This window comes from Halobacteriovorax sp. DA5, assembly GCF_002903145.1.
Classification (GTDB): domain Bacteria; phylum Bdellovibrionota; class Bacteriovoracia; order Bacteriovoracales; family Bacteriovoracaceae; genus Halobacteriovorax_A.
In genome coordinates this window covers 265,688-287,659 of the sequence record NZ_PPDJ01000003.1, presented here as the reverse complement: position 1 = coordinate 287,659, position 21,972 = coordinate 265,688, and the positions used below count along the sequence as shown (strand labels likewise).

The 21,972-nt window shown below is 36.3% G+C and carries 23 protein-coding genes; 11 read left to right on the top strand and 12 right to left on the bottom strand.

The genetic code is table 11. The annotated features are described in order from the left end of the window. Nucleotides 1-40 precede the first annotated feature (40 nt). Entirely contained in the window at nucleotides 41-571 is a 531-nt protein-coding gene (locus C0Z22_RS08040; RefSeq protein WP_158246857.1) for a DUF721 domain-containing protein, read from the top strand. Here the strand turns inward: C0Z22_RS08040 and C0Z22_RS08035 are convergent. From C0Z22_RS08035 to C0Z22_RS07990, 10 genes are all read right to left on the bottom strand, one after another. Next, a complete protein-coding gene (locus C0Z22_RS08035) occupies nucleotides 554-1,177 on the bottom strand; it encodes a methyltransferase (protein WP_103217842.1) in 624 nt (207 codons plus the stop codon). The genes C0Z22_RS08040 and C0Z22_RS08035 overlap by 18 nt on opposite strands. Further along, nucleotides 1,161-1,748, bottom strand: coding sequence for an L-threonylcarbamoyladenylate synthase (locus tag C0Z22_RS08030; RefSeq protein ID WP_103217841.1), 588 nt, complete (start codon nucleotides 1,746-1,748; stop codon nucleotides 1,161-1,163). The genes C0Z22_RS08035 and C0Z22_RS08030 overlap by 17 nt, the downstream gene beginning before the upstream one ends. Beyond that, a complete protein-coding gene (locus C0Z22_RS08025; RefSeq protein ID WP_103217840.1) occupies nucleotides 1,745-2,569 on the bottom strand; it encodes a hypothetical protein in 825 nt (274 codons plus the stop codon). The genes C0Z22_RS08030 and C0Z22_RS08025 overlap by 4 nt, the downstream gene beginning before the upstream one ends. A gap of 266 nt (nucleotides 2,570-2,835) precedes the next feature. Next, on the bottom strand, nucleotides 2,836-3,939 hold the full coding sequence (locus C0Z22_RS08020) for a hypothetical protein (RefSeq protein WP_103217839.1): 1,104 nt from the start codon (nucleotides 3,937-3,939) through the stop codon (nucleotides 2,836-2,838). Nucleotides 3,940-3,953: 14 nt separating this feature from the next. Next, nucleotides 3,954-5,324 carry an MlaD family protein gene (locus C0Z22_RS08015; RefSeq protein WP_103217838.1) on the bottom strand — a complete coding sequence of 457 codons (1,371 nt, stop codon included), beginning with the start codon at nucleotides 5,322-5,324 and terminating at the stop codon, nucleotides 3,954-3,956. 27 nt (nucleotides 5,325-5,351) lie between these two features. Further along, nucleotides 5,352-6,104: an ABC transporter ATP-binding protein gene (locus tag C0Z22_RS08010; protein ID WP_103217837.1), complete on the bottom strand. Its 753-nt coding sequence runs from the start codon at nucleotides 6,102-6,104 to the stop codon at nucleotides 5,352-5,354. A gap of 1 nt (nucleotide 6,105) precedes the next feature. Further along, nucleotides 6,106-6,906 (bottom strand): ABC transporter permease, encoded by an 801-nt coding sequence (locus C0Z22_RS08005; protein ID WP_103217836.1) that lies wholly within the window; start codon nucleotides 6,904-6,906, stop codon nucleotides 6,106-6,108. Between the two features lie 37 nt (nucleotides 6,907-6,943). Further along, the gene (alr, locus tag C0Z22_RS08000) at nucleotides 6,944-8,071 is read right to left on the bottom strand and encodes an alanine racemase (protein ID WP_103217835.1); all 1,128 of its coding nucleotides are present in this window, start codon (nucleotides 8,069-8,071) and stop codon (nucleotides 6,944-6,946) included. Next, complete coding sequence (locus tag C0Z22_RS07995; RefSeq protein ID WP_103217834.1) at nucleotides 8,068-9,420, bottom strand: hypothetical protein; 1,353 nt, start codon at nucleotides 9,418-9,420, stop codon at nucleotides 8,068-8,070. The genes alr and C0Z22_RS07995 overlap by 4 nt, the downstream gene beginning before the upstream one ends. A 59-nt stretch (nucleotides 9,421-9,479) precedes the next feature. Next, on the bottom strand, nucleotides 9,480-9,986 hold the full coding sequence (locus C0Z22_RS07990; RefSeq protein WP_103217833.1) for a shikimate kinase: 507 nt from the start codon (nucleotides 9,984-9,986) through the stop codon (nucleotides 9,480-9,482). A gap of 97 nt (nucleotides 9,987-10,083) precedes the next feature. Here C0Z22_RS07990 and C0Z22_RS07985 point away from each other — a divergent pair, with 97 nt between their 5' ends. The 7 genes from C0Z22_RS07985 (at nucleotide 10,084) to acpP (ending at nucleotide 15,620) form a co-directional block, all read left to right on the top strand. Continuing rightward, nucleotides 10,084-10,656: a DUF177 domain-containing protein gene (locus tag C0Z22_RS07985; RefSeq protein WP_103217832.1), complete on the top strand. Its 573-nt coding sequence runs from the start codon at nucleotides 10,084-10,086 to the stop codon at nucleotides 10,654-10,656. Between the two features lie 105 nt (nucleotides 10,657-10,761). Further along, complete coding sequence (gene rpmF / locus C0Z22_RS07980) at nucleotides 10,762-10,968, top strand: 50S ribosomal protein L32 (RefSeq protein ID WP_103217831.1); 207 nt, start codon at nucleotides 10,762-10,764, stop codon at nucleotides 10,966-10,968. 147 nt (nucleotides 10,969-11,115) lie between these two features. Next, complete coding sequence (locus C0Z22_RS07975) at nucleotides 11,116-12,426, top strand: cytochrome-c peroxidase (RefSeq protein WP_103217830.1); 1,311 nt, start codon at nucleotides 11,116-11,118, stop codon at nucleotides 12,424-12,426. Between the two features lie 143 nt (nucleotides 12,427-12,569). Continuing rightward, nucleotides 12,570-13,568: a beta-ketoacyl-ACP synthase III gene (locus C0Z22_RS07970; protein WP_103217829.1), complete on the top strand. Its 999-nt coding sequence runs from the start codon at nucleotides 12,570-12,572 to the stop codon at nucleotides 13,566-13,568. 15 nt (nucleotides 13,569-13,583) lie between these two features. Next, the gene (gene fabD, locus C0Z22_RS07965; RefSeq protein WP_103217828.1) at nucleotides 13,584-14,537 is read left to right on the top strand and encodes an ACP S-malonyltransferase; all 954 of its coding nucleotides are present in this window, start codon (nucleotides 13,584-13,586) and stop codon (nucleotides 14,535-14,537) included. A gap of 8 nt (nucleotides 14,538-14,545) precedes the next feature. Then, nucleotides 14,546-15,310: a 3-oxoacyl-ACP reductase FabG gene (gene fabG, locus C0Z22_RS07960; protein WP_233189709.1), complete on the top strand. Its 765-nt coding sequence runs from the start codon at nucleotides 14,546-14,548 to the stop codon at nucleotides 15,308-15,310. Nucleotides 15,311-15,395: 85 nt separating this feature from the next. After that, nucleotides 15,396-15,620, top strand: a complete 225-nt coding sequence (gene acpP, locus C0Z22_RS07955) for an acyl carrier protein (protein WP_021268262.1) — start codon at nucleotides 15,396-15,398, stop codon at nucleotides 15,618-15,620. 52 nt (nucleotides 15,621-15,672) lie between these two features. Here acpP and C0Z22_RS07950 read toward each other — a convergent pair whose 3' ends face one another. Next, nucleotides 15,673-15,930, bottom strand: coding sequence for a hypothetical protein (locus C0Z22_RS07950; RefSeq protein ID WP_103217827.1), 258 nt, complete (start codon nucleotides 15,928-15,930; stop codon nucleotides 15,673-15,675). 11 nt (nucleotides 15,931-15,941) lie between these two features. Continuing rightward, entirely contained in the window at nucleotides 15,942-17,531 is a 1,590-nt protein-coding gene (locus C0Z22_RS07945) for a protein-glutamine glutaminase family protein (protein ID WP_103217826.1), read from the bottom strand. Nucleotides 17,532-17,755: 224 nt separating this feature from the next. Here C0Z22_RS07945 and fabF point away from each other — a divergent pair, with 224 nt between their 5' ends. The 3 genes from fabF (at nucleotide 17,756) to C0Z22_RS07930 (ending at nucleotide 21,954) form a co-directional block, all read left to right on the top strand. Then, nucleotides 17,756-19,015 (top strand): beta-ketoacyl-ACP synthase II, encoded by a 1,260-nt coding sequence (gene fabF, locus C0Z22_RS07940; protein WP_103217825.1) that lies wholly within the window; start codon nucleotides 17,756-17,758, stop codon nucleotides 19,013-19,015. Between the two features lie 3 nt (nucleotides 19,016-19,018). Further along, nucleotides 19,019-20,269: a serine hydroxymethyltransferase gene (gene glyA, locus C0Z22_RS07935; RefSeq protein WP_103217824.1), complete on the top strand. Its 1,251-nt coding sequence runs from the start codon at nucleotides 19,019-19,021 to the stop codon at nucleotides 20,267-20,269. A gap of 101 nt (nucleotides 20,270-20,370) precedes the next feature. Beyond that, a complete protein-coding gene (locus tag C0Z22_RS07930) occupies nucleotides 20,371-21,954 on the top strand; it encodes a YiiX/YebB-like N1pC/P60 family cysteine hydrolase (protein WP_103217823.1) in 1,584 nt (527 codons plus the stop codon). Nucleotides 21,955-21,972: the final 18 nt, after the last annotated feature.

Sequence of the window (21,972 nt, the reverse complement as noted above, 5' to 3'; positions counted from 1 at the left end):
ACTTTGACTGTGAGAGCCTATTTAATATATGATGCATGCTGTGAAAAACCTGAAAGATATTCTTAAAGATATTGATACTGACGGCCAGCTGGCGCGCTATAAGAACTATGCTCCCAAGCAAAAAGGCCTTGGAAGTGTCGACCTTTTTGACTTCCTCGATCTTTCAAATTCATGGGATAGAATTGTTGGGCCAAGACTTTCACAATTTACAATTCCATTGAAACTTAAGCATAAGTCACTGACTATTTTAACGTCTCACCCAGTTTATGCTCAACAACTTAAGTATATGGAAACAGAAATTATCAAGTCTATTGGTAATGTACTGCCACAAACAAAAGGTCATATTTCAAAGGTCTTTTTCCAAGTAGATAATCAATACTTCACAAAAAAGAAATCTTCTGTTGTTCAAAAAGAGAAGGTAAAACAAGAAGTTGAAAATAGACTTCACCCTCAGTCCCCTGAATACAAAGCAATTATGCAAGCAGCAGAAAATGAATTTAGAGATATTAGTGATAATGACTTGAAAGAATCTCTAAAGTCCTTATTCTTTCAATTAAGAACGAAAAAGTAAAAATATTGAAAAGGCATTTGTCTGATCTAATCTTTCAATTGAATAATTTTTTGAAATATTACTGATGACATTTTTTGTATCTTTATCTTCACGGCAAACAAAGAAGAAATATCCTTTTGGCGCTAATAACTCTGCGCCTTTTTTTAATAATGCTTCAAATTGGCCATCTTTATATTCGCGACATTTCCTAGTTCTTTCATCCAAAGCAGATCGTCCGCTGGCCTGATTAAAGTAAGGAGGATTCATAACAATGAGATCGTAAGAATTAGTAGCTAAGTTCGAGTCATCTAGTATATTACAAATTTGAGTTTTAAATTTAATACTTGGTAAGTACTTACGAAGTTGATCAATATTATTTTCAATATGTTCGAGGTATTCTTCTTGAAGCTCGTAGAGATCAAGAGAAGTCGTGTTTAATGATACTTTATTTGATAGCTTTTGAATTATTTCAAGGGATATAACTCCACAACCACAACATAAGTCAGCAATTGTTTCTGGATTAATCGTTTTTGCCAAAAGGTATTTTACAACCGAGTCAGCAAGCTCAATTGAATCACGAGAAAAACGATAAAATTCAGGTTGAGAATAATCAGTAATTAATTCCATGCTTATCTAATGTTTCGAGAATATTTTTAATATCCTCACCTTCTCGTATTATTTTTGCACTCAAGCCAGATATAAAGACAATTGTTGAAGACTTCCCACTTGGAGTTAAAAACTCGGAACTGATAAAGTTCGTTTCAGGGCAATGCTTTTGCCAAAATAAGTTAGCTTCTTCAGTATCACTAATAGGATCTTCACCTGTTAAGTTTAGACTTGTAGAAGTAATGAAACCTGGGAAGTCCCTAATACATTCATCAATAATCTCATTTTGAATTACGCGAAAACAGATAAAGCTTGTTTCATCAAATGGACCTGTAGGGAAATTAAGTGACAAGCTAGCTTTTGGTAACCCTACTGTTATCTGAAACTTAAAGAGGTCATCAAATAACTCATCCAAACTCTCCGAGCCTCTAGAGATTGAAATAAGCTGTTGGACATCATTTGTTAAGATACTCAGAGGTTTGTTTACAGAAGTCCCCTTAATCTTTGCGATCAGTTCATATGTTTCTATTTCAAATGGATTTCCACCAATACCCCAAACTGTATCAGTTGGATAAATAAATATATTCTTCATAGGTCGACCATTATGTTCTTAATAATATTTTCGTCTCTTTGCCCTAGATATAGTAAATGAAATGCAATCCAGCTACTATTTTTTTCGTTTAATTTCTCTGCCAGATAAGTTCTTTCAATACTAAAAATAGGTCTTTCAAAAAACTTATCTTTCTTAACTAATTCTCGCTTAAAGACAGGATTTCTAAGTCCAACAATCAATGACATCATTTTTTCAAAATTATATGACTGATAAGATGAAGCTACCTTCTCAATTAACTCATCCCTCTTTTTTCCTATATTTGGAATATTATATTCAAACAAAATATTTCCATAGTCATCAAAACCTTGAATCGCAGGAGTATTAAAATAGCGCTCGACAAGTCTTTGCTTCAACTTAAAGTCTTCTAATTCCTGAACCCAAAATGGAGCGAGCTTGATTCCAAATTTATAACTAGAGAGATCAAACTCAAGAGTCGAGCCAAATGTTTGGTTTAGAAGCTGTGATAGTTTTAATCGACTATCTCCAGAAGAGATATGAGTGAATTTTTTAAAAAGCATTAGTTTATAAACTTCATCAATACTTGAGTTATTAATAATATCAAAAATACGTATGAGTGCTCCCTCATACCTTGCTCTTGCTTCACGCGGAATATTTTCATTAATCCAAACTGGATATAATTCGATATTTCTTTTTAAAAGGTCAATGATTACACCAGTTAACCATTCTGCTTTATTTAAAGAAGAAGCGATGACAATTTCTAACATCAATTGATGAAAGTTTTCTCTTTCTAACTTTTTCAAAAACTTCTGATGTCCAATATTTTTGCTATCAAACTTCATCTTTAAAGCTTCTTCGATTTCCTCGAGTGCTTTTAATGAACGACTCTCTTTTTTATTTTGAACAATAAGATCTGAATAAAATAGCTCCTGACATTTTGCCTGAAACTCAATCCACTGGTTTGAGGACTGGCCAGAAGTTGTAAATGCATAGATTAAATTAAATTCAAATTGTGAAATATTTGAACAATTTGGAGGTGCTGATTTTACAAACTCAGGCTTGTACTCAACTCCACTTAACGATAAATTATAAGAAATATTAACAAAGTTTAAAAATATCTTTTTTTTTTATCTGCTTGAAACTCTTGCGCTAATACTGTTGTAGTAGGCATTTTAAAATGAAGCTCAGAAAAGAGATCCTTTCCCACTAACTTTGAATAAAACTTAGAAATAAAAAATAAAAGAATTATGAGAACTCCAATGGCCACATAGACAAAGCTATAGTCACTCTTTCTCTTTTTCTTTTTTGATTTCGTCGATTTTTTCTTCGTCTTCTTTCTTTTTGGACGAGGCATTTCAACGGCCTTCATAGGCTTTATTTCTTCTTCCTCATCTAAATTTGGCGCCGATGCTGGAAGCCCTGCTAGCTTTTCTTCCTCAAGAGCAAGTCTCGCATCTTCAGCAATCTCGTCTAAATTAGAATCTGCTTCAGCGACAATTTTCTCTTTCTCAGCTTCCGCTTCAGCAACAAGAAGATCAATTTGGCTCTCACTGCTTGATGTGTCCGTTTGCTCTTCAGAGACGAGAGAAAGCGTTGACTGTGTACTTCCCAGATCTGGAAAGTCTAGGTCATCATCACTTGGTAATACAATTTCTTCCTCTTCTACATTCATGGCCTCAGCAACTTCGGCCATACTAACACCAGCATCCATATCCTTTAGCGGACTTGCGTTTGTAACAACTGGAGCATCATGTTGTGGAAGAGTATTATTGCTATAATCAATTGGTTCAGGAAAATCGAGATCACCATCTTCTGGTAAAACGATTTCTTCACCATCTTCTGTTGTATTTATTGAGATTGATCCAGAAGCCGTCGTTTCAGCTTCAGTAGAACTTGGTGTAGCAGGAAGTTCTTCAGAGTCTTTAATTTTTTCAACTATACCAGTAGTCTTTACAAGCTTAGATACGCTAGAGGCAACCTTTGTTTTTGCCTCTGATACAGGATTGAAACTTTGCTCTTCTTCGCCAAATAAATAACGATTTAATAAATCGTCTTCTTTAATCCAAAACCAATATCCATTACCACTACAGATTTCATCTTCCTCTGTAAGTGTTCCATCTTGAACAAATTCGATAACTTTTTGTTTCGAAAGTGGGCCAAGAATCTTATTTGATTTTGTGCGAATTAGCCAATTTCTATTGTCCATCATCATCTATTTACTACATCCTATAGAAAAATTCCTATGAATCCTTTTAAGTCTTCATCATTAAATTTTAGACCAAGACTATAAACTGCATGTGGGTCATTAATTAAATCTTCACCTTCGATTTTACCATAAAGTACGTTCCAAAGTTGTAAATCTAGCCCAACGCGAATATTTGGCCCTACATCTTCTCTATAATCAAAAACTTCTAATGAAGATACCAGACCAATATCGTCAAAATTATAATCCACAGCGAATCCACCATATGATTCAATTAGACCACCACGAAATGTCCAGTTATCAATGCGACGGCCAAGCTGTAGGTTAAGAAGAATATCGTTATATTTTCTTTTCTTCTCATCAACAACAGTTGTGGTTCCACCAACAGTCGTCTCTGTAATCTTTCTTCTTTCTGGTCCAAACTCAGTTGTTGTCACACCAAGTAAGTAGAAACGTCCAGGAGAAGGAAAGATTCTAAGTTCAGCTGTCGTATCAGTTTGTCCTGTTCCCGTATTGGCCCCTGTATAAACAGAAAATTGAGTACGAATACTATCAACACGCCCAATAACTTTTTGAACACTAGCTAAAGTCGTTTTAACCTCATCAGCAATCTCTTCTTCTACAAGTAGCTTACCAACTGTCCCCTTACCATCTTTAATATCTCTTACAAGGCCTTGTAGGTCGGCCATCATACGATCTGTTTTCTTTAAAATTTCTTTTACATCAGCAACTGTACTCTCAGGCTCATTTGCATCTGTTTGAAAGGCAATTTGATCAGAAAATGCTTCAAGATTATTCACAATATTTTGAATCTTCTCGTTATTGCGACCAACAATATCATTCAATTTTGCAGTCATTTCACGAGTATTTTCTAGAGTAAGCTGAACGTCGCGAATGATCTTTTTCATTGCAGGCTCGCCACCTTCTGGAACAAATGATTCTTTGATACTTCCGACAAGTGTTTTCACATCTTGCATAACATCTGTTGCATCTTTTAAAAGCGTCTCTATCCCCGCTTTCTCTTCTGCAATAATTTCTGAACCATCAGGAAGAATAACCTCAGAGTTTCCGATATAAATTTCAAGATACTTATCACCAAGGAAACCAACAGAGCGAATCTTCAGTTTTGAACCTTTTGTGATTCCTACTCTTGCTAGAACTTCGAAAGTAATTTCTGCTTTATTTCCAATTAGACGAATTTCTTTAATTCGGCCGGCATTGATACCTGCAACCTTAATTGGTGTTTTTGGAAAAATACCAGACGCATCACTTACTGTTGTATAGTACTCATTATATGCTCCAAAACCAGATTGGTTTGAAGTCACAATAAGTGACATAACAACAACTGCTATCATGGCAGTTAGGGCCATTAGCCCAACTTTAAATTCATTCATTTTAACCCTCTTCCCTAGGCTTAGTACTTACAGATTTATAAACTCTTGCACCAAAGGGTGCTTTGAATTTCTAAACTCTTTCGCTGGTAAGTACTCAACAATATTACCACGATTAAGGAAGGCAACGTAGTCGGAAATTTCCAGCGTCGCTTTAACATCGTGAGAAATAATAATTGACGTTAATCCTATATCTTTATGTTTATGGCTCGTATCGACAATTAAGTCGTTGACCATTTTAGTCGTAATTGGATCAAGACCAGTAGTTGGCTCATCATAGAGCATAACCTGTGGACTTAAGGCCAGCGCTCTTGCAAGACCAACCCTCTTTCTCATCCCCCCAGAAAGTTCACTTGGTAATTTATCAAATGAAATTTCTTGGAGACCTACTGACTTTAGTAGACCAAACACCTTCTCTTCTATTTCTTTTGGAGTCATTTTAGTGAACTCTTCTAATGGAAAAGAAACGTTTTCAAAAGTTGTTTTAGAGTCAAATAAGGCAGCATATTGAAAAAGCATTCCGTAGTTTTGACGAAACTTTCTAAGTTCATCTTCTTCTAAAAGAGAAAGATCTTTGCCTAACACTTCAATTTTTCCAGAAGTTGGATGATGAAGCCCTAGAATATGTTTTAAAAGAGTCGACTTCCCCGCTCCTGAGAACCCCAGGATTGTTGTAATACTTCCTCTTTGAATATCAAAACTAAGATCATTTAAGACAGTATGTTTTCCAAAAGTCTTAGTTAAATTAAATATTTTTACTGACGAATCTTCAAAGTGTAACATTCTACATCACCTGCACTAAAAAGCTCGTTAAGAAATAGTCAAGAACGAGTACCGAGATCATTCCCCAAACAACAGCTAAGTTTGTTCCCTTACCTACCCCTTGGGCACCTTTTGTAACAGAGAAACCAAAATATGTTCCAATAACAGAAATAACAAATCCAAATACGATAGCTTTGATTATTCCTTGGAAAATATCTGAGACATACATGAACTGTCCAAGCTTTGAGAGATAAATCGCATCATCAATTTTTAGGGCAACAGTACCAACAATATAAGATCCAATATTTCCTACTAAGAGAAAGAAAATTGAAAGTAATGGTAGAGATAATGTTCCGGCAACAATTCTTGGTACAGCAAGAAATTGAACACTACTAATACCCATAACTTCAAGTGCATCAATTTGTTCTGTAACCTTCATTGTTCCAATCTGCGCTGCCATAGCTGCTCCAGCACGTCCTGCAACAATCAAACCAGTTAATACCGGAGCTAATTCTTTAGCTAGTGTAATTGCAACAACTGGCCCAACTAGTGAATCAACATTAATTAACTTGAAACCAAAATAAGTTTGGTAGGCCATAACCATTCCCGTAAATGATCCGGCCAAGAAAATAATGAATAAACTTTTATTGCCAATAAAGTCCATCTGCTCAAAAAATAATTTGAAACGATAAGGCTTTCGACTGGCCCAATAGAAAAAGTTAACGATAAAATTCATTATCGTTCCAAGGCCCGCAACATTTTTAATAATGATGCGACCTAAGTTTTCATTAAAGATGACAAAACTTCTAAGTAAATAATTCATTACTGAAATTTTACGGGAAAAAAAATGAAACTGCTACTTACTGTCGATAAATTTTGGGAATTCTTTCTGTTAAGTGAATGAACACTTCATAAGGAATTGTCTTAGACTCGAGGCATATGTTAGAGAAGTTCTCACCACTTTGATCCCAAACCACAAATCTCTCTCCATTTTTAATTTCAAGATCTTGGTTATTAAACAAAATTTGTCCCATATCCATATTCACTCGCCCGACAATTTGGCCAATTTCTTTACCGTGTCTTAAGTGAACATTTTGATAACGAGTCGAAAAGCCATCCCCATAGCCAAGTGCAAATATCCCAACAACACCATCTGTTGGACATGGAGTTGCTCCATAACCAATTGGAGTCCCGCGATCTACTTTAAAACTGTTGATAAAAGTTGTCTCAAGTCTAGAAATTAACTTTCCTTGCCAACAGCTCAGGTGACTATACTGAGGAAGAAGTGAAGTTGGTCCATACATCATAAGTCCTGGCCTTACGTGTGTTTCCTCCAAGCCTACTTTCTGTTCAATTGCTCCAGAATTTGCAAGTGATGACTTATCAATTTCTATCCCTGATGCAAGCAATTGCGATTTTAGCTCACGCCAATTTTCTTTTTGTGCAAGATTTCTCTTATTTTTATCCATCGATAAACTAGAGCTCGAAAAGTGCGACATCAAATGATAGATACTCTTTCTACCTGAAGCTTTAATTAGTTTAACGACTTCATCAATCCGATCAAGCCTCAATCCAAGTCGATTCATTCCCGTATTAAATTTTAAACACAGAGGAAAATATCTAAAGTCTTCTTGCTCTAAAAAGTACTTCAAGTTTGATTCGTTTGATAGAACTGGAATGATTCGATTATTTAAATAGATATCTGCTGCTTCTTGAAGATCTAGATTCACATCTGAGAAAACATATACTTCAAACTCTCCATTAGGAATTTCTTCACGCAGTCTTAAGGCTTCACCAATACTGGCACAGCCAAATTCTTTAATCCCTAGTTCAAAGTACGCAAACTTAACAATTGGAACCATTCCATGGCCGTAGGCGTTTGCCTTAACCATAAAAAGGGCTTCATTATTTGGACAAATTTCTTTCAGTAGTTGGTAATTATTTGCAAGAGTTGAGACGTTAATCTCCATGCAACTTTTTATTCTCATATTGTGCTTTCTTGAAACGATCTCTTAGCTTTCAACTTTCTTGCTGTTGTTACCATTGAATACTGAGAATATGGTACTTCAAATACATTTAATGACATTGAAAGAATTAAACTCTTATCCTTCCCTGAAAAATACTTTGCTAAGCGAATATTTTTGCAAAGATCTTTTGCCGCTGCAAAACTTTCTTCGAAGAAATCATTTTCAACATCTAAAACAATTGATTCAAAAGAGATATTATAAATATTTGATAAATTAGTTATCTGCGATAGATTGATCTTCATATCGCGCCAAAAAGTTTCCCAATCAAAATCAAAGTCCGATCTTAATTCCAGTAGATCTGATATTTCAGAAGTGTCTACAGCAATAAGATTTCTTCCGTGAGTAGTTTGAGAGATTTGACCTAGTAACTCAAAAGGTCCTTGAGCACTTGCCACCGCAGCTGAGTGAGTATTTGCATTCACTATTTGAGCATATACTCCACTTAGTAGAGACTCTACAACCTGCCAGTTAAAATTAAATAAGTAATCACGATCAACTTCAAGAGCTACAACAGTTGTAATATCCACACCATTTGCAGACATTGCAAGAGTTACAACAGGATTATGAACAAGGCTAGAAACTATATTCTTTACCATATTCATTCCGTTCTCATTAACCCCTCTAAGCTTAATATGACCTAACCAGATATCAGGAACATTGATATTCTTCATCCCATCATATTTAACGGCACATAACTTATTCGTATTACTATTAAGATCAAAAACTGTAACACTTGTTACAAATTCTTGTGGCTCAAATACATTTGCAATTAGAGATTTAAAGTCACTCTCATCTTTATTGAAATTAATTATGTCGCAAACTTCAAAGAAATCTTTTCCATAAAGAGTCTTCGTTCTTTCACTCTCAAGACTTGCAACTAAAGCTTCTTGTTTGTGACGATATTTATCATGGAAAGTTTCAAGCTGATTAACCTGTCTAATTAAAGATGTTTTGCGATTATATTGATCAAGAACTCCACGCACTTGCACTAGAAGATCTAATTCAGTGAAGATCGATCCAAGACTTTCAATTTTAGCAACTGACTTCAAGTCAGAGTTTGAAGCAACAATGAATGCTCTTTGAACTTTCTTTAGCTCAGGACGATCAAAAAGAGATTGGCCTTCATAGTCCACATCTTGAGCGCGTACTAATACTAAGTCATATTGTCTTTGAATATGAGAGATTAGAAATGAATCTGCGTCATCAAATGAATCAATAAGAATATTGATATTTTTAAAGATTTTAGAAAATCCCTTACAATCTTCAATCATCGAAGAAAGAATGGCTACTTTTGGACTAATCATTGTCATGGCGCAAAAACTCCTTCTAAGGACATAACATCGTCTAAAATCGTATCAAAATAGAAGGGTTATAGCAATTTTAAGAGCTCTTCTACTGTATTTATTTCTTGAATTTGTGCCTGCGTAAGAAATAGATCACTTTTTTCATAGCTTGGAGTTCGCTTTTCATAGAGATCTTTCATAAAATCGATACCATTTTTGGCCAATGGACGATTATTATCCTTTTTAAGCCTTTCCCAGCATTCTTCAAATGTACTTTGAATATAAACAAGCTTTCCGCCAATTTCTGAAATGAAATCAACCACAACTTGCTCATCTAATGCTCCGGCCCCAAGTGAAACAAGATAATCATCTTTCATATTTTGATGAAGTAGCTTAATCATATCGATTTCGTCTTTACGAAATTCTTCAATGCCAATGTCCTGAATATACTCCGCAAGCGAGTCATAGCCAGTTCCCATACGATTAAAAATTTCCTCATCTAAGTCAAATACTTGAAATTTATCATCCTTAGATAGCTTCTCACCAAATGTTGTTTTGCCGGCTCCAGAAAAGCCCGTTAGAAAGATTCTCATAAGTAAAAAACTACACGATTAAGTTCATAATGTCCTAATTTTCTTGCCTTTTGGCCCCTCGCAATATAAACAGAGAACTCAAATCACAGAGGAAAAAATGCAAATCGTAAATAAAGATAATACATTCTTAAAAGATTCAACGATTCTCATCTCACGCGTAGGTGACGAGTTTGAAACTTATCATCTTACTGATAAAAATAATGCGTGGGTAAAATCAATCCTAGACGGTATTACAAAGGACTTCGAACCTGAAGTTAAGCCTGAGGGCTTCGAGCACTTAAATGTTGAACTTCAACTTAAAAATGCTCGCGACTATACTTTCGGCGAGCACCTAATCGTTAAAGGAAAAGCTTCAGGAGCCTATACAGCAACTTGTGTACGTTGTCTTATTGATACTCCTCAAGAGTTTGAAACAGAGTTCACTTGTGCTTTTATTAATAAGAGATATGAAGACGATCCTGAGTATGAAGAAGTTGATGAGATTTACATCTCTGATGAAACTGCAGATATGTTTTTCCACGAAAGAGGTAAGGCAGATTTAAGAGAAGCCGTAGCAGAAAACTGCTTTTTGGCCATAAATCACTACCCAGTTCATGACGCAGACTGCAAGGGTCTATGTCAAACTTGTGGAGTCGACCTAAATACAAGCAGTTGCGAACATAAGAATTAATAAGGCCTAACTTTTAGGCTTGTAATAATGGAGTGAGTAAGGTATTTAAGTAAGCTCATTCGTAAAGATTTTTAAAAATTGAAGTTGAATATAACGGAGTAGAAAATGGCAGTACCTAAGAAGAAGACAAGTGTTTCAAGAAAAGGCCTAAGAAGAGCTGGTCAAACACACAAGCTTTACGCGAATAATGTAGTTGTAGCTGATTCAACAACTGGTGAGTTAACTAAGAAGGGATGTATTTCTCCATCTGGTTACTGGAAAGGTAAGAAAGTATTCGCTACAAAAGCAGACAGAGAAGAAGTAGAAGAATAAGATAATTCATTATTTCTCATATAAGAAAGCCCACTCTATGAGTGGGCTTTTTGCGTTTTCAAAGTCTGCTGGAACCTAATAAAAATCAGTTTGACCCATCAAACTTTCTTTTAGTATAACTAAACTACACAAACTGAGAGAGAGACCATGAGACTACTTTTAACAATTGCATTCGTATTTAATACATTTGCCCTGTCCCCATTAGATGAAGCACTTTCTAAGCTCATCAAAAAACACAACTTAACTTCCCTACCTGAATCCCAACTACAAAATCAGAATGAAGTAATTCTAGGATCGCGCCTATTTGCAGAGGTTCGCCTAAGTGGAAATAAAGACATCACATGCATGCACTGTCATCATCCAATGCTTGGTACAGGAGACAATATTCCATTCTCAATTGGAACTGGTGGTGCCGGACTTGGAAAAAGTCGCGTTCAAGACGGCAAAGGCCATATTATTAAGCGCCATGCTCCGGCCTTAATCAATCTTGGCTACGACGAAATTACAGATATGTTTTGGGATGGACGAGTTCACGTTGACTGGAACAAGGGTGAATTTAAAACTCCAAGTGTGGAGCTTAATAACAAGCCTGAACTAAATAAGAAAATTCGCAATGCCCTAGCAGCTCAAGTTATCTTCCCTCTCCTCTCTGTTGAAGAGATGTTAGGAAAGGATAATGAAATCGCCTCTAAAAAAGGAGACTTAGCAAAGTGGGATGCTCTAGTTAAGCGCCTTCTAAATGGATCTAAAAGCGCGATGTACCAAAATCTTTTCAAACGCGCTTACCCAAAAGATTTTGAAGCAAATAAAATTGATATTTCACATGTTGCTAATGCACTAGCAGCTTTTATCACTAGAAACTTTAACCTTGTTGATACTCCCTACGATGAATACTTAAATGGAAATCAAGGAGCACTAAATGAATCCGAAAAAAGAGGTCTAAAAGTTTTCTTAGATAAAGGCGCTTGTATCAACTGCCACAGTGGCCAACACTTAACGGACTGGGATTATAAATCAATTGGGCTTCCACAAATTGGGCCAATCAGTTCAGATGCTACCTTGAACGATAAAGGTCGCTTCGAAGTCACTGGCAATAAGGCAGACCAATATAATTTCAGAACACCACCGCTAAGAAATATTCATCTATCTGCACCCTATATGCACAACGGTGTTTATGAGACTCTAGAAGAGGTTGTTGATCACTATAATCACACGCGTCCTGCTATTAAAAACTATATTGTCACAGAGGTAACTCAAGGTCATTACGAAGAAAAAATCGTAAAAGATGAAAATTTTGTTAACAATAAATTGCGATATCAGTTAATAAGCGATGACGATATTAGACGCCCACTACAATTAACAGAGGATGAGAAAGCAGATCTTGTTCAATTCTTAAAGACAGGATTGGCTTCACGCCGTCTACAAAGGCTTAAAGAAGCTTCAAAACTTTTAAAATGAACACAAGGCCACAAACGTGGCCTTTTATTGTAAATTTGACCAAAAAACACACAGTGTCAAATAATAACGCCCCTGCCCTTCCCCATCATTGTTATACTCAATAAAATAGGCGCAATTTTTTATTACCAAGATTAGGAATTTAAATGGATATTAAAGTAAAGATTAAAGGAACTGGAATCTACGCTCCAAAAGAAGTTAGAACAAATGTCGACCTAGAAAGTATGGTTGAAACAAGTGACGAATGGATTTATGAAAGAACGGGAATCCGTCAGCGTCATATTTGCTCAACAGAAGGTGGCGAGTGGCCAAGTGATATGGCCTACCATGCAACTCAAGATGCACTAAAAGCGGCAAACCTTGAGCCAAATGATATTGATATGATTATCTTCGCATCGGTTACTCCAGATTATAAACTTCCAAATACAGCTTGTATTCTTCAACAAAAGCTAGGAATCACAAATAAGTGTGCGGCCATTGATATTGCAGCAGCATGTTCTGGATTTGTTTACGGTTTAAATATGGTGACAGGACTTATTCGCATGGGTGCAATTAAGAATGCCCTTGTTGTTGGTTCGGAAATGTTATCTAGAGAAGTGAACTGGGAAGATCGTAACACTTGTATTCTTTTTGGAGATGGTTGTGGTGTTGCCATTGTTGGTGCAAACGAAGATGGTGATGACTCAGATATCCTTTCACTTGAATTAGGTGCAGATGGTGCAGGTAAAGAATTCTTTGACCAACCAGTTGGTGGAGCAGTTGATCCAATTACATCTCAACACCTAAACGAGAGAACTCACTTTATGCAAATGAAAGGTAAAGAAATGTTCCGTGTAGCAACGAGAACTCTTGCCGAAAATGCTAAAAAAGTTTTAGAAAAAGCAGGTAAAGACTTAGAAGAAGTTGATTGGTTAATCCCTCACCAAGCAAACGTAAGAATCATCGAAACAACAGGAAAACTTCTAGGAATCAACCCAGAGAAAGTAATTGTTAATATTGATAAGTACGCAAATACATCGGCGGCAACTGTTCCAATCGCAATGCACGAAGCAATTGTTGATGGAAGAATCAAACGTGGTCAGCTACTATTACTAGATGCGTTTGGTGCAGGTTTAACTAGTGGAGCAACTCTACTTAGATATTAATTAAGGTTTTATATTATGAAAAAAGTTGTTTTAATTTTCCCTGGTCAGGGATCACAATACGTAGGAATGGGAAAAAGTCTTGAAGGACACCCATCATTTGAATTACTTGAAGAAGCAAATGGAGCTCTTGGATACAACCTTTCAAAGATTATGCTTGAAGGCCCTGAAGAAGAGCTAACTCTTACACAAAACACTCAACCAGCAATTCTGACTTACTCAATTGGCCTATTTCAAAAAGCTAAAGAGATCTTAGATGCAGCAGGTGTTGAAGTTTCATGTGTACTTGGACACTCAGTTGGTGAATACCCTGCACTTGTTGCAGCTGGTGCTCTAAGCTTTGAAGATGCGCTAAGAGCTGTTCACAATCGTGGAAAATATATGCAAGAAGCTGTTCCTGCGGGAATGGGAAAAATGTATGCTGTAATGAGAGTTCCTGCAGATATCGTTGAAAAAGCATGTAAAGAAGCTTCAACTGAAGGCAATGAAGTAATGCCTGCAAACTTTAATGAGCCAGGACAAATCGTTATTTCGGGACATGCAGACGCATGTGACAAGGCCGTTTCATGGATTTCAGAAAACTTCTCTGAACCACATAAAACAGTTGAGCTGAAAGTAAGTGCTCCATTCCACTCTAGTCTTATGAAACCAGCTAGAGAAAATATGGCAGCATTTTTTAATGACGTAACTTTTAATAAAACGACAATTCCTTATATTGCCAATATTGACGCCAAAAAGTATCAAATTGGTACAGACGGTGAAGTTGTAAAAGAGAACCTGATCAAGCAAATTGATGGTTCAGTTCTTTGGACTCAAAGTTTTGCAAGCCTTGATGATGACACTCTTTGTGTTGAGGTTGGGCCAGGACGAGTTCTAATGGGACTAGCAAGAAAAATTAACCGTAATATCAAAGTTATCTCTTTAGACAAAGATGGTGCCTTTGATGAATTAAGAGAAGCACTAAACTCTTAGGAGCAAATATGATTGCAACTTATAACGATTTAAAGAACAAGAAAGTTTTAATAACAGGAGCAAGCCGTGGTATCGGACTAGATATCGCTAAATCACTTGCTTCTCAAGGCGCACACGTTATCTTCAACTACCGTGAAGGAAAAGAAGATGTTGCTAAAGAAGTTGAGTCGCAACTTAAAGCGCTTGGTGCTTCAAATGTAACTGGCCTAATGTTCGATCTAAATAATGAAGAACAAATGAAGACGGCAGTAAATGACTTTGTTAAGGAATTTGGTCCAGTTGAAGGTCTTGTAAATAATGCGGGTGTTTCAAAAGACACTCTTCTGCTTAGAACGAGAAAGGCTGACCTAGACGCAGTTATCGATACAAACCTTAAAGGTGCTATCATGCTAACAAGTATCTGTTCACGTGGATTCTTAAAAGCTGAAAATGTTTCAATTGTTAATATGAGCTCAGTTGTTGGTTTAATGGGTAACGTTTCTCAAACAGCTTATGCAGCTTCTAAAGCAGGGCTTATTGGTGCAACAAAATCAATTGCCAAAGAATTAGCTAGTCGCAACATTCGTTGTAACGCTATCTGTCCAGGATTTATTGAAACGGATATGACTGATGCTCTTGAAGAAAAGGCGAAAGAAGCTTATATAGCTTCAATTCCAACTTCACGCTTTGGGTCAACGGAAGATGTATCAAACCTAGTTTGCTTCCTACTTAGCCAAGCGTCAGGATATATTACTGGTGAAGTTATTAAAATTGACGGTGGACTTTATATCTAGAAAAATATTAATATACTAAAATTAAATTTTTATATAAGAGAGAGAAATTGAGTTTATAACTTAATATATTTATTAGGAGACAAATATGGAACAAAAAGTAATTCAACTAGTAGCGGATCAAACAAAAATCGATATCGCAAAAATCAATGCAACAACTTCATTCGTAGACGATCTAAACCTAGACTCACTAGACATCGTTGAACTTATGATGAAGATGGAAGATGAATTTGATATTCAAATTCCAGAAGAAGATGCAGAAGGACTTAAGTCTGTTCAAGACGTAGTTAAGTACCTAGAGTCTAAGCAATAATCAAAAAAATAATTCTTAGATAAAAAAAGCCTGCTTAAAGCAGGCTTTCTTTTTATAAATTTTTACAGCTTTGTATTTGAAAAGTTTTGTAATCGTACTTAATTTCAACTTTCTCCTTGTCTTCAATTGCCTTTTGAAAACAATTCGCATCTTTCTTTTTCGCTTGATAGAAAGGAGCACTCTCAACAAAACTAACAGTAATTTCGTTCTTTTCCATTTGGAAAGTAGCGACTTGGTATTGTGACGTCGCTATAGTCGCAGCATGAACTGACAGAAAGCTAAGTAGTGTACAAAGAATTATTTTTTTCATTTTATCTATTCCTAAAGAGTTCTCTTCTCATAAGTTGCTAGTAAAGTCTTTGCCGCTATTGCCCTAGCTTCACGACTCATCATATTCGAAGCAGTTTGAGGGTGATAAGAATCTCTACTCGCAATTCCAAATGCTGTTCGGCCAACACTTATTGCATCTAAACTTGGAGGAAATCCAACATGGTCAACTTTAGAAGCATCTGCTCCCATAGTTTTTAACCATTCGTTCACTTCAATTGGTTTTGAAGCAATCGAAGGATCGATAATCATTTTAGATACCCCACCTCTTCCATTATCAACGTACACAACAGGTGCTGTATGATAACTCCAGAAAGGATATTGTTGATTTGGTATCTTAAGCTTACCAGATGCCCATGCCTTATCTGCAACAACACCTTCTTCTTCAAACATATTTACCATTAACTCTGAACGAGCATAACAACCGTCTTGAACATATTTCCAGGCCATCCCCTTCATCGCACGTGCCTTTTTAAATAGCTCGTTTGCTTTTTGAAGAGAAATTACACCACTTGCACGAGGACGATACTCCTTAACTTTTTCATAAGAATCAGAAGCATAGTAGCTATCACCATCGCGACAACTATTCTTTGGCAGGAATTGGCGATTAATATACTGACTATTGATATTTCCGTTTACAACATCAACGAGATGAACGAAGTCTAAATTATCTCTTTCGCGAACCGACTGCCTCCCAAGTGCAATAATATCGCCCTGAACCTCTTTAGTACAATGTGGAAGAACTGTTTTCAAATAGTCACTAAAGCCTGCGTCTTGCATACTAAAGAAAGCTGATGAGTTATTTCCCATAACTTCAGGCGCTTTTCTTTGGGCCGTAAGGCGAGACTTCTCGTACTCAGCATTTCTTTCAATAATTGCTCCACCAAGAGTACGAGCATATTTGATATAACTATCATTCTTTGTAAATTGAGCATTACCTCGATTATCGCGAGAGTAATTGATTGGCATGTAAACGTTACGGCTTGGATCAAAGATAATGTAGTGATTATCGCCACACTTTTTTATCGTACACTTAGTGGCCATTTCACATTGATGATTCTTATTACTATTATCCTGCACCCACATTTTTGTGTAGGCTTGAGTAACCTTTTCATTCTGGCGTTCGATATCGTTTTCAACACCTTCTAAGAAGTTTTGTAAACTGTCTCTAATTTCCTTATGAGAAGGATGAATATTTCGAATAAGCGAGAAAATCGACTTTTGCGCATCATCCATATCTTTTAGACGACCTGCTGGAGTGTCAAACTCTTCAACTGCTCTTTGAGAAACAAACTGCTCACTATTAGCATTATGAAAAATAACATTTTTTCCATCACTAATTGTTCTGACAGGAAATATTTCAGTTTCCTTGATACTACCGTTTCGATAAATTCCAAATAAGTGCCCTTTTTGATTTCGCTGAAGTACGACTTGAGAATCCCCATCTTCGCAAATAACAACAGGCAGCTCGGCAGGAGCATTACAGCTATCAAAGTACATATCGTTGGCAAACTCAACGGATACTTTTTGGCCATAAGTGTAAATAGATAAAATTGATAAAATTAATAGGTTAATCTTTTTCATGGCAGTCTTATCGTATAAGCCTTTAAAAATATTAACTTATTAACGATAAAAATGAATAAAGTGTTCAACCTCCTGAAATTACGTTAAAAATTAAACAGTAATGCTTGAAAAGCGTAAAAATTAAGACCCTCTATGCCTTGTCAAAATGCCTGCAAAATTATCAAATACTAGGAAAAAAACTTAGTAGAATTGAAGAATAAATAAAGGAAGATAAAGGAATATATATGAGTAACAGAAGTAATAAACGTGTTGTTATCACAGGCCTTGGAACAATTTGTGGATTAGGTCACAACACACAAGATGTTTGGAATGGACTAATCGAAGGAAGATCAGGAATCTCAGAAGCTGAAAGCTTCCCTATTCCAGATCTAGCAATCAAAATTGCTGGAGAAGTTAAAAACTTCGAATTAGATGAAAATATCATGGAAGCTCGTGAAGCGAAAAAATATGACCGCTTCATTCACTTTGCTCTTCACGCAACTGAAGAGGCCCTAAAAGACTCTGGTGCAAACCTAGAGGATTTCGATAAGTACAAAGTTGGTGCAATCCTTGGAGTTGGTATTGGTGGTTTCCCAATTACAGAAGAAACAGCAAGGACATTTGTCGAGCGTGGGCCACGTCGTATCTCACCTTTTTTCATCCCGGCGATTATTCCAAATATGGCAACTGGTGTTTTAAGTATTAGACATGGATTCATGGGTGTTAACTACACTGTTTCATCTGCATGTGCATCTTCGTGCCACGCTATTTCAAATGCGGTAGAAGAGATTCGTTCTGGCCGTCATGACCTCATGATTACAGGTGGAGCTGAAGCTGTTATCTGTAACCTAGGTATGGGTGGATTCATCAATATGAAAGCATTTTCAAAGCGCGTTGATGAGCCTACTAAAGCTTCTCGTCCATTTGATATTGATCGTGATGGTTTTGTAATGGGTGAAGGTGCTGGAGTTCTAATTCTTGAAGAATATGAAAGTGCAGTTAAGAGAGGAGCTAAGATCTATGCAGAAATCGTAGGTCACGGTGCAACTTCAGATGCTCACCATATTACAGCTCCACATCCAGAAGGTGATGGTGCTTACGGTTGTATGAAAAAAGCTATCGAAGATGCAGGTATTTCTCCAGAAGATATTGATTACGTAAATGCTCACGGAACATCAACTCCACTTGGAGATGTTGCAGAAACTGGTGCAATTAAAAGAGTACTAGGAGAAGAGCATGCAAAGAAAATAAATGTATCTTCAACTAAGTCAATGACTGGTCACCTTTTAGGTGCTGCTGGTGGTGTTGAGACTGTCTTTACAGCTCTAGCTCTTCACCACGGGATTATTCCCCCAACGATTAACATCGACAATCAAGACCCTAAATGTGATCTTAACTACACTCCTAATAAGGCAGTTAAGAAAGATATTAAATACGCCCTTAATAACTCATTTGGTTTTGGGTCGACTAACTCTTCATTAGTACTGAAGAAAATTGAAGGATAAAGAATGTTTCATAAAAACGCCAATAGCCTAGAAAAAATGGATGAGGAAATTTTCTCGTTAACAAAAAAAGAACTAGCGAGACAAGAAGAAGGATTAGAATTAATTGCTTCTGAAAACTATACTTCACTTGCAGTAATGGAAGCACAAGGTTCAGTACTTACAAATAAGTATGCCGAAGGTTTACCTAACAAGCGCTACTACGGTGGGTGCGAAGTTGTTGACTCAGTTGAACAGCTTGCAATTAATCGTCTATGTGAATTGTTTGGATGTAAATTTGCAAACGTACAACCTCACTCAGGTTCAAGCGCAAATATGGCCGCATACTTTTCAATCATTGCTCCGGGAGACAAAATTCTTGGGATGGATCTATCAGAAGGTGGCCACCTAACTCACGGTTCACCGGTAAACTTCTCTGGAAAATATTTTGATGTAAAGTTTTATGGATTAAATCCTGAAACAGAAATGATTGATTACGATGATGTAAGAAGAGCTGCTAAAGAACACCAACCAAAGGTAATCGTAGCTGGTGCATCTGCATATCCAAGAACAATTGACTTCGCTAAGTTCAGAGAAATAGCTGATGAAGTTGGTGCTTACTTAATGGTTGATATGGCCCATATCGCTGGCCTTGTTGCTGCAGGCCTTCACCCTTCACCATTTCCTCACGCGCATATTGTAACGTCTACTACACATAAAACATTACGTGGACCACGTGGTGGTATTATCCTGACAAACGATGAAGAACTTGCAAAGAAGATAAACTTCAACGTTTTCCCGGGAATTCAAGGTGGACCTCTTGAGCACGTTATTGCTGCGAAAGCGGTATCTTTTAAAGAAGCTCTTGATCCACAATATAAGGAATATCAAAAGCAAGTTATTACAAACGCTCAAGCATTAGCTAAACAGCTAATTGAGCTAGGAATGGAAATTGTTTCAGGTGGTACAGATAATCATCTAATCCTTATGAAAACTGATCCAGCAGGCGTTACAGGTAAAGTTGCGGAAAAGGCTTTAGAAGAAGCAGGAATTACTTGTAATAAGAATATGATTCCAGGGGATACAAGATCTCCATTTGTAACGAGTGGGATTCGTCTCGGAACACCTGCACTTACAACTCGTGGAATGGGTGAAGAGCAGATGAAGCAAATAGGAACTTGGATTGTCGAGGCCCTAAAAAATGCTGAGAATGAAGCCGCTCTTAAGGACATCAAGTCGCAAGTTGAAAAGCTTTGCAAAGAATTTCCTGTCTACTAATTTCAATACTTTATAGAGGATAGTAGCCTACTATCCTCTAATATTAATAAAATTTCTTAAATTAGCCGATAACTAAATGAGATTTAGTTTGTGGGGATATTGTGAGGAATTTTCATTCGAAATTTATTTCAGTCATTTTAGTTTCAACTTTGTTATCGTCTTGTGCTTCAACTGTCGATCAAATAGAAATGGCCTATGACCAGTACTCTGCTGCAGTATCTCGCTATATCGCTTCAACAACACCAGACTACAATCCATCTAAGTTCAAGATCAGCAAAGAAGTTATCTATGAACTTCAGGAAGCCGTTGAAAAAAATCTTGTGTGGCGAATGGACTTTGCAAAAGCACAAAAGAAAAATAATCAGAGTTCTCTAAAATTTATTTCACCGTATTTTGATTCGAATCAAAAAATAACTTCTGAGCTAAATACTTTTTTAAAAAATATTTCGTGGGTAACAGATCCAACAACACGTTTTGAAATACGAACTAATCAAACGACACTAGTTGAACAAAGACGAGAAATATATTTTGAGGGAAAACGAAAGCTTAAAAGACAAGAAAGAGATATCGACTACGCAATCATTAATCCTTATGACATAAAAGGTGCCGAAATTATAAAGGCCATAAAAATTGGTTTTATCGCAAATATTGCAATCTATGAAAATCACTTACTATTAAAGAATAAAATTCGTGAAGCAATAAAAAGTGAAAAAGATATTACTCTTCAAAAAGAGCTTGAAAATTATCACAACAACCTTGTCAACAAGCTTGTTAAGTCCCCTTCTCATAGGAGACTAGCAAAGATGGCCGCAATTTATCGTGATATAAAAATATTTGAAGAAGTTAAAAATAAAACAAGAATTTCTTATTATATCAATCCACTTATTGAAGAGACGCTTGTCTATAATGAATTGATTAAGAGCTATAATAAAAAGAAAAGATGGAATGAAATTACTTCTTCACTTCAAAATACAATCTCATCGATGGCACTTAAAGATAAGACTTACTATGTAGGCTACTTTAATAAAGCTATCAAATTTGAAAATTTAACAGGTGGTCAAGTTACCTATTTAGGAAAAACAGAAAAAGACCATTTAGTTTATCAACTTAAACCAATGGACATTATTTTTACTCATAATAAGAATAGCTTTAATAACGCTGTCGTCGATCGCTTTTGGGATAATGTTGGAATCTGGATTGGTTCTTGGGATGAAATCGTTAAGCTTGGATTATCTAAGCATCCTCTCATTATTAAGTATCGTAATGAGATTCAATCTAAGAACCTCAACTTTATTACAACAACAAGAGAAGGCATCAAACTAAAAAGTATCGAATCGATCTATAATCAAGACGACCTTGCTGTAATTCGAAAAAGAAAATTATCTTATCATGAAACAACTCAAGGAATTGTTCTGGCCCTAAGCAATATAGGTAAGCCATATGATTACAAGATGGACCCTTCAGATACAAGTCGCATTTCATTTGCGCAGTTAGTCTTTGAATCCTTTCCTCAGATTAAGTGGGATAAGTCCCACATGTACAAACAAGAAGCTGTTGCTCCATATAAAATTACACAGCGCACAGGAGAACAACAAGACTTTTTCACGGTTCTTCTCTACCATGATGGAAACGAAGTAATGGAAGACCTTGAGGATAATTTCAGAAAGCTCTCTTCTCTTCAATAAATATTCACACCGTAAAAA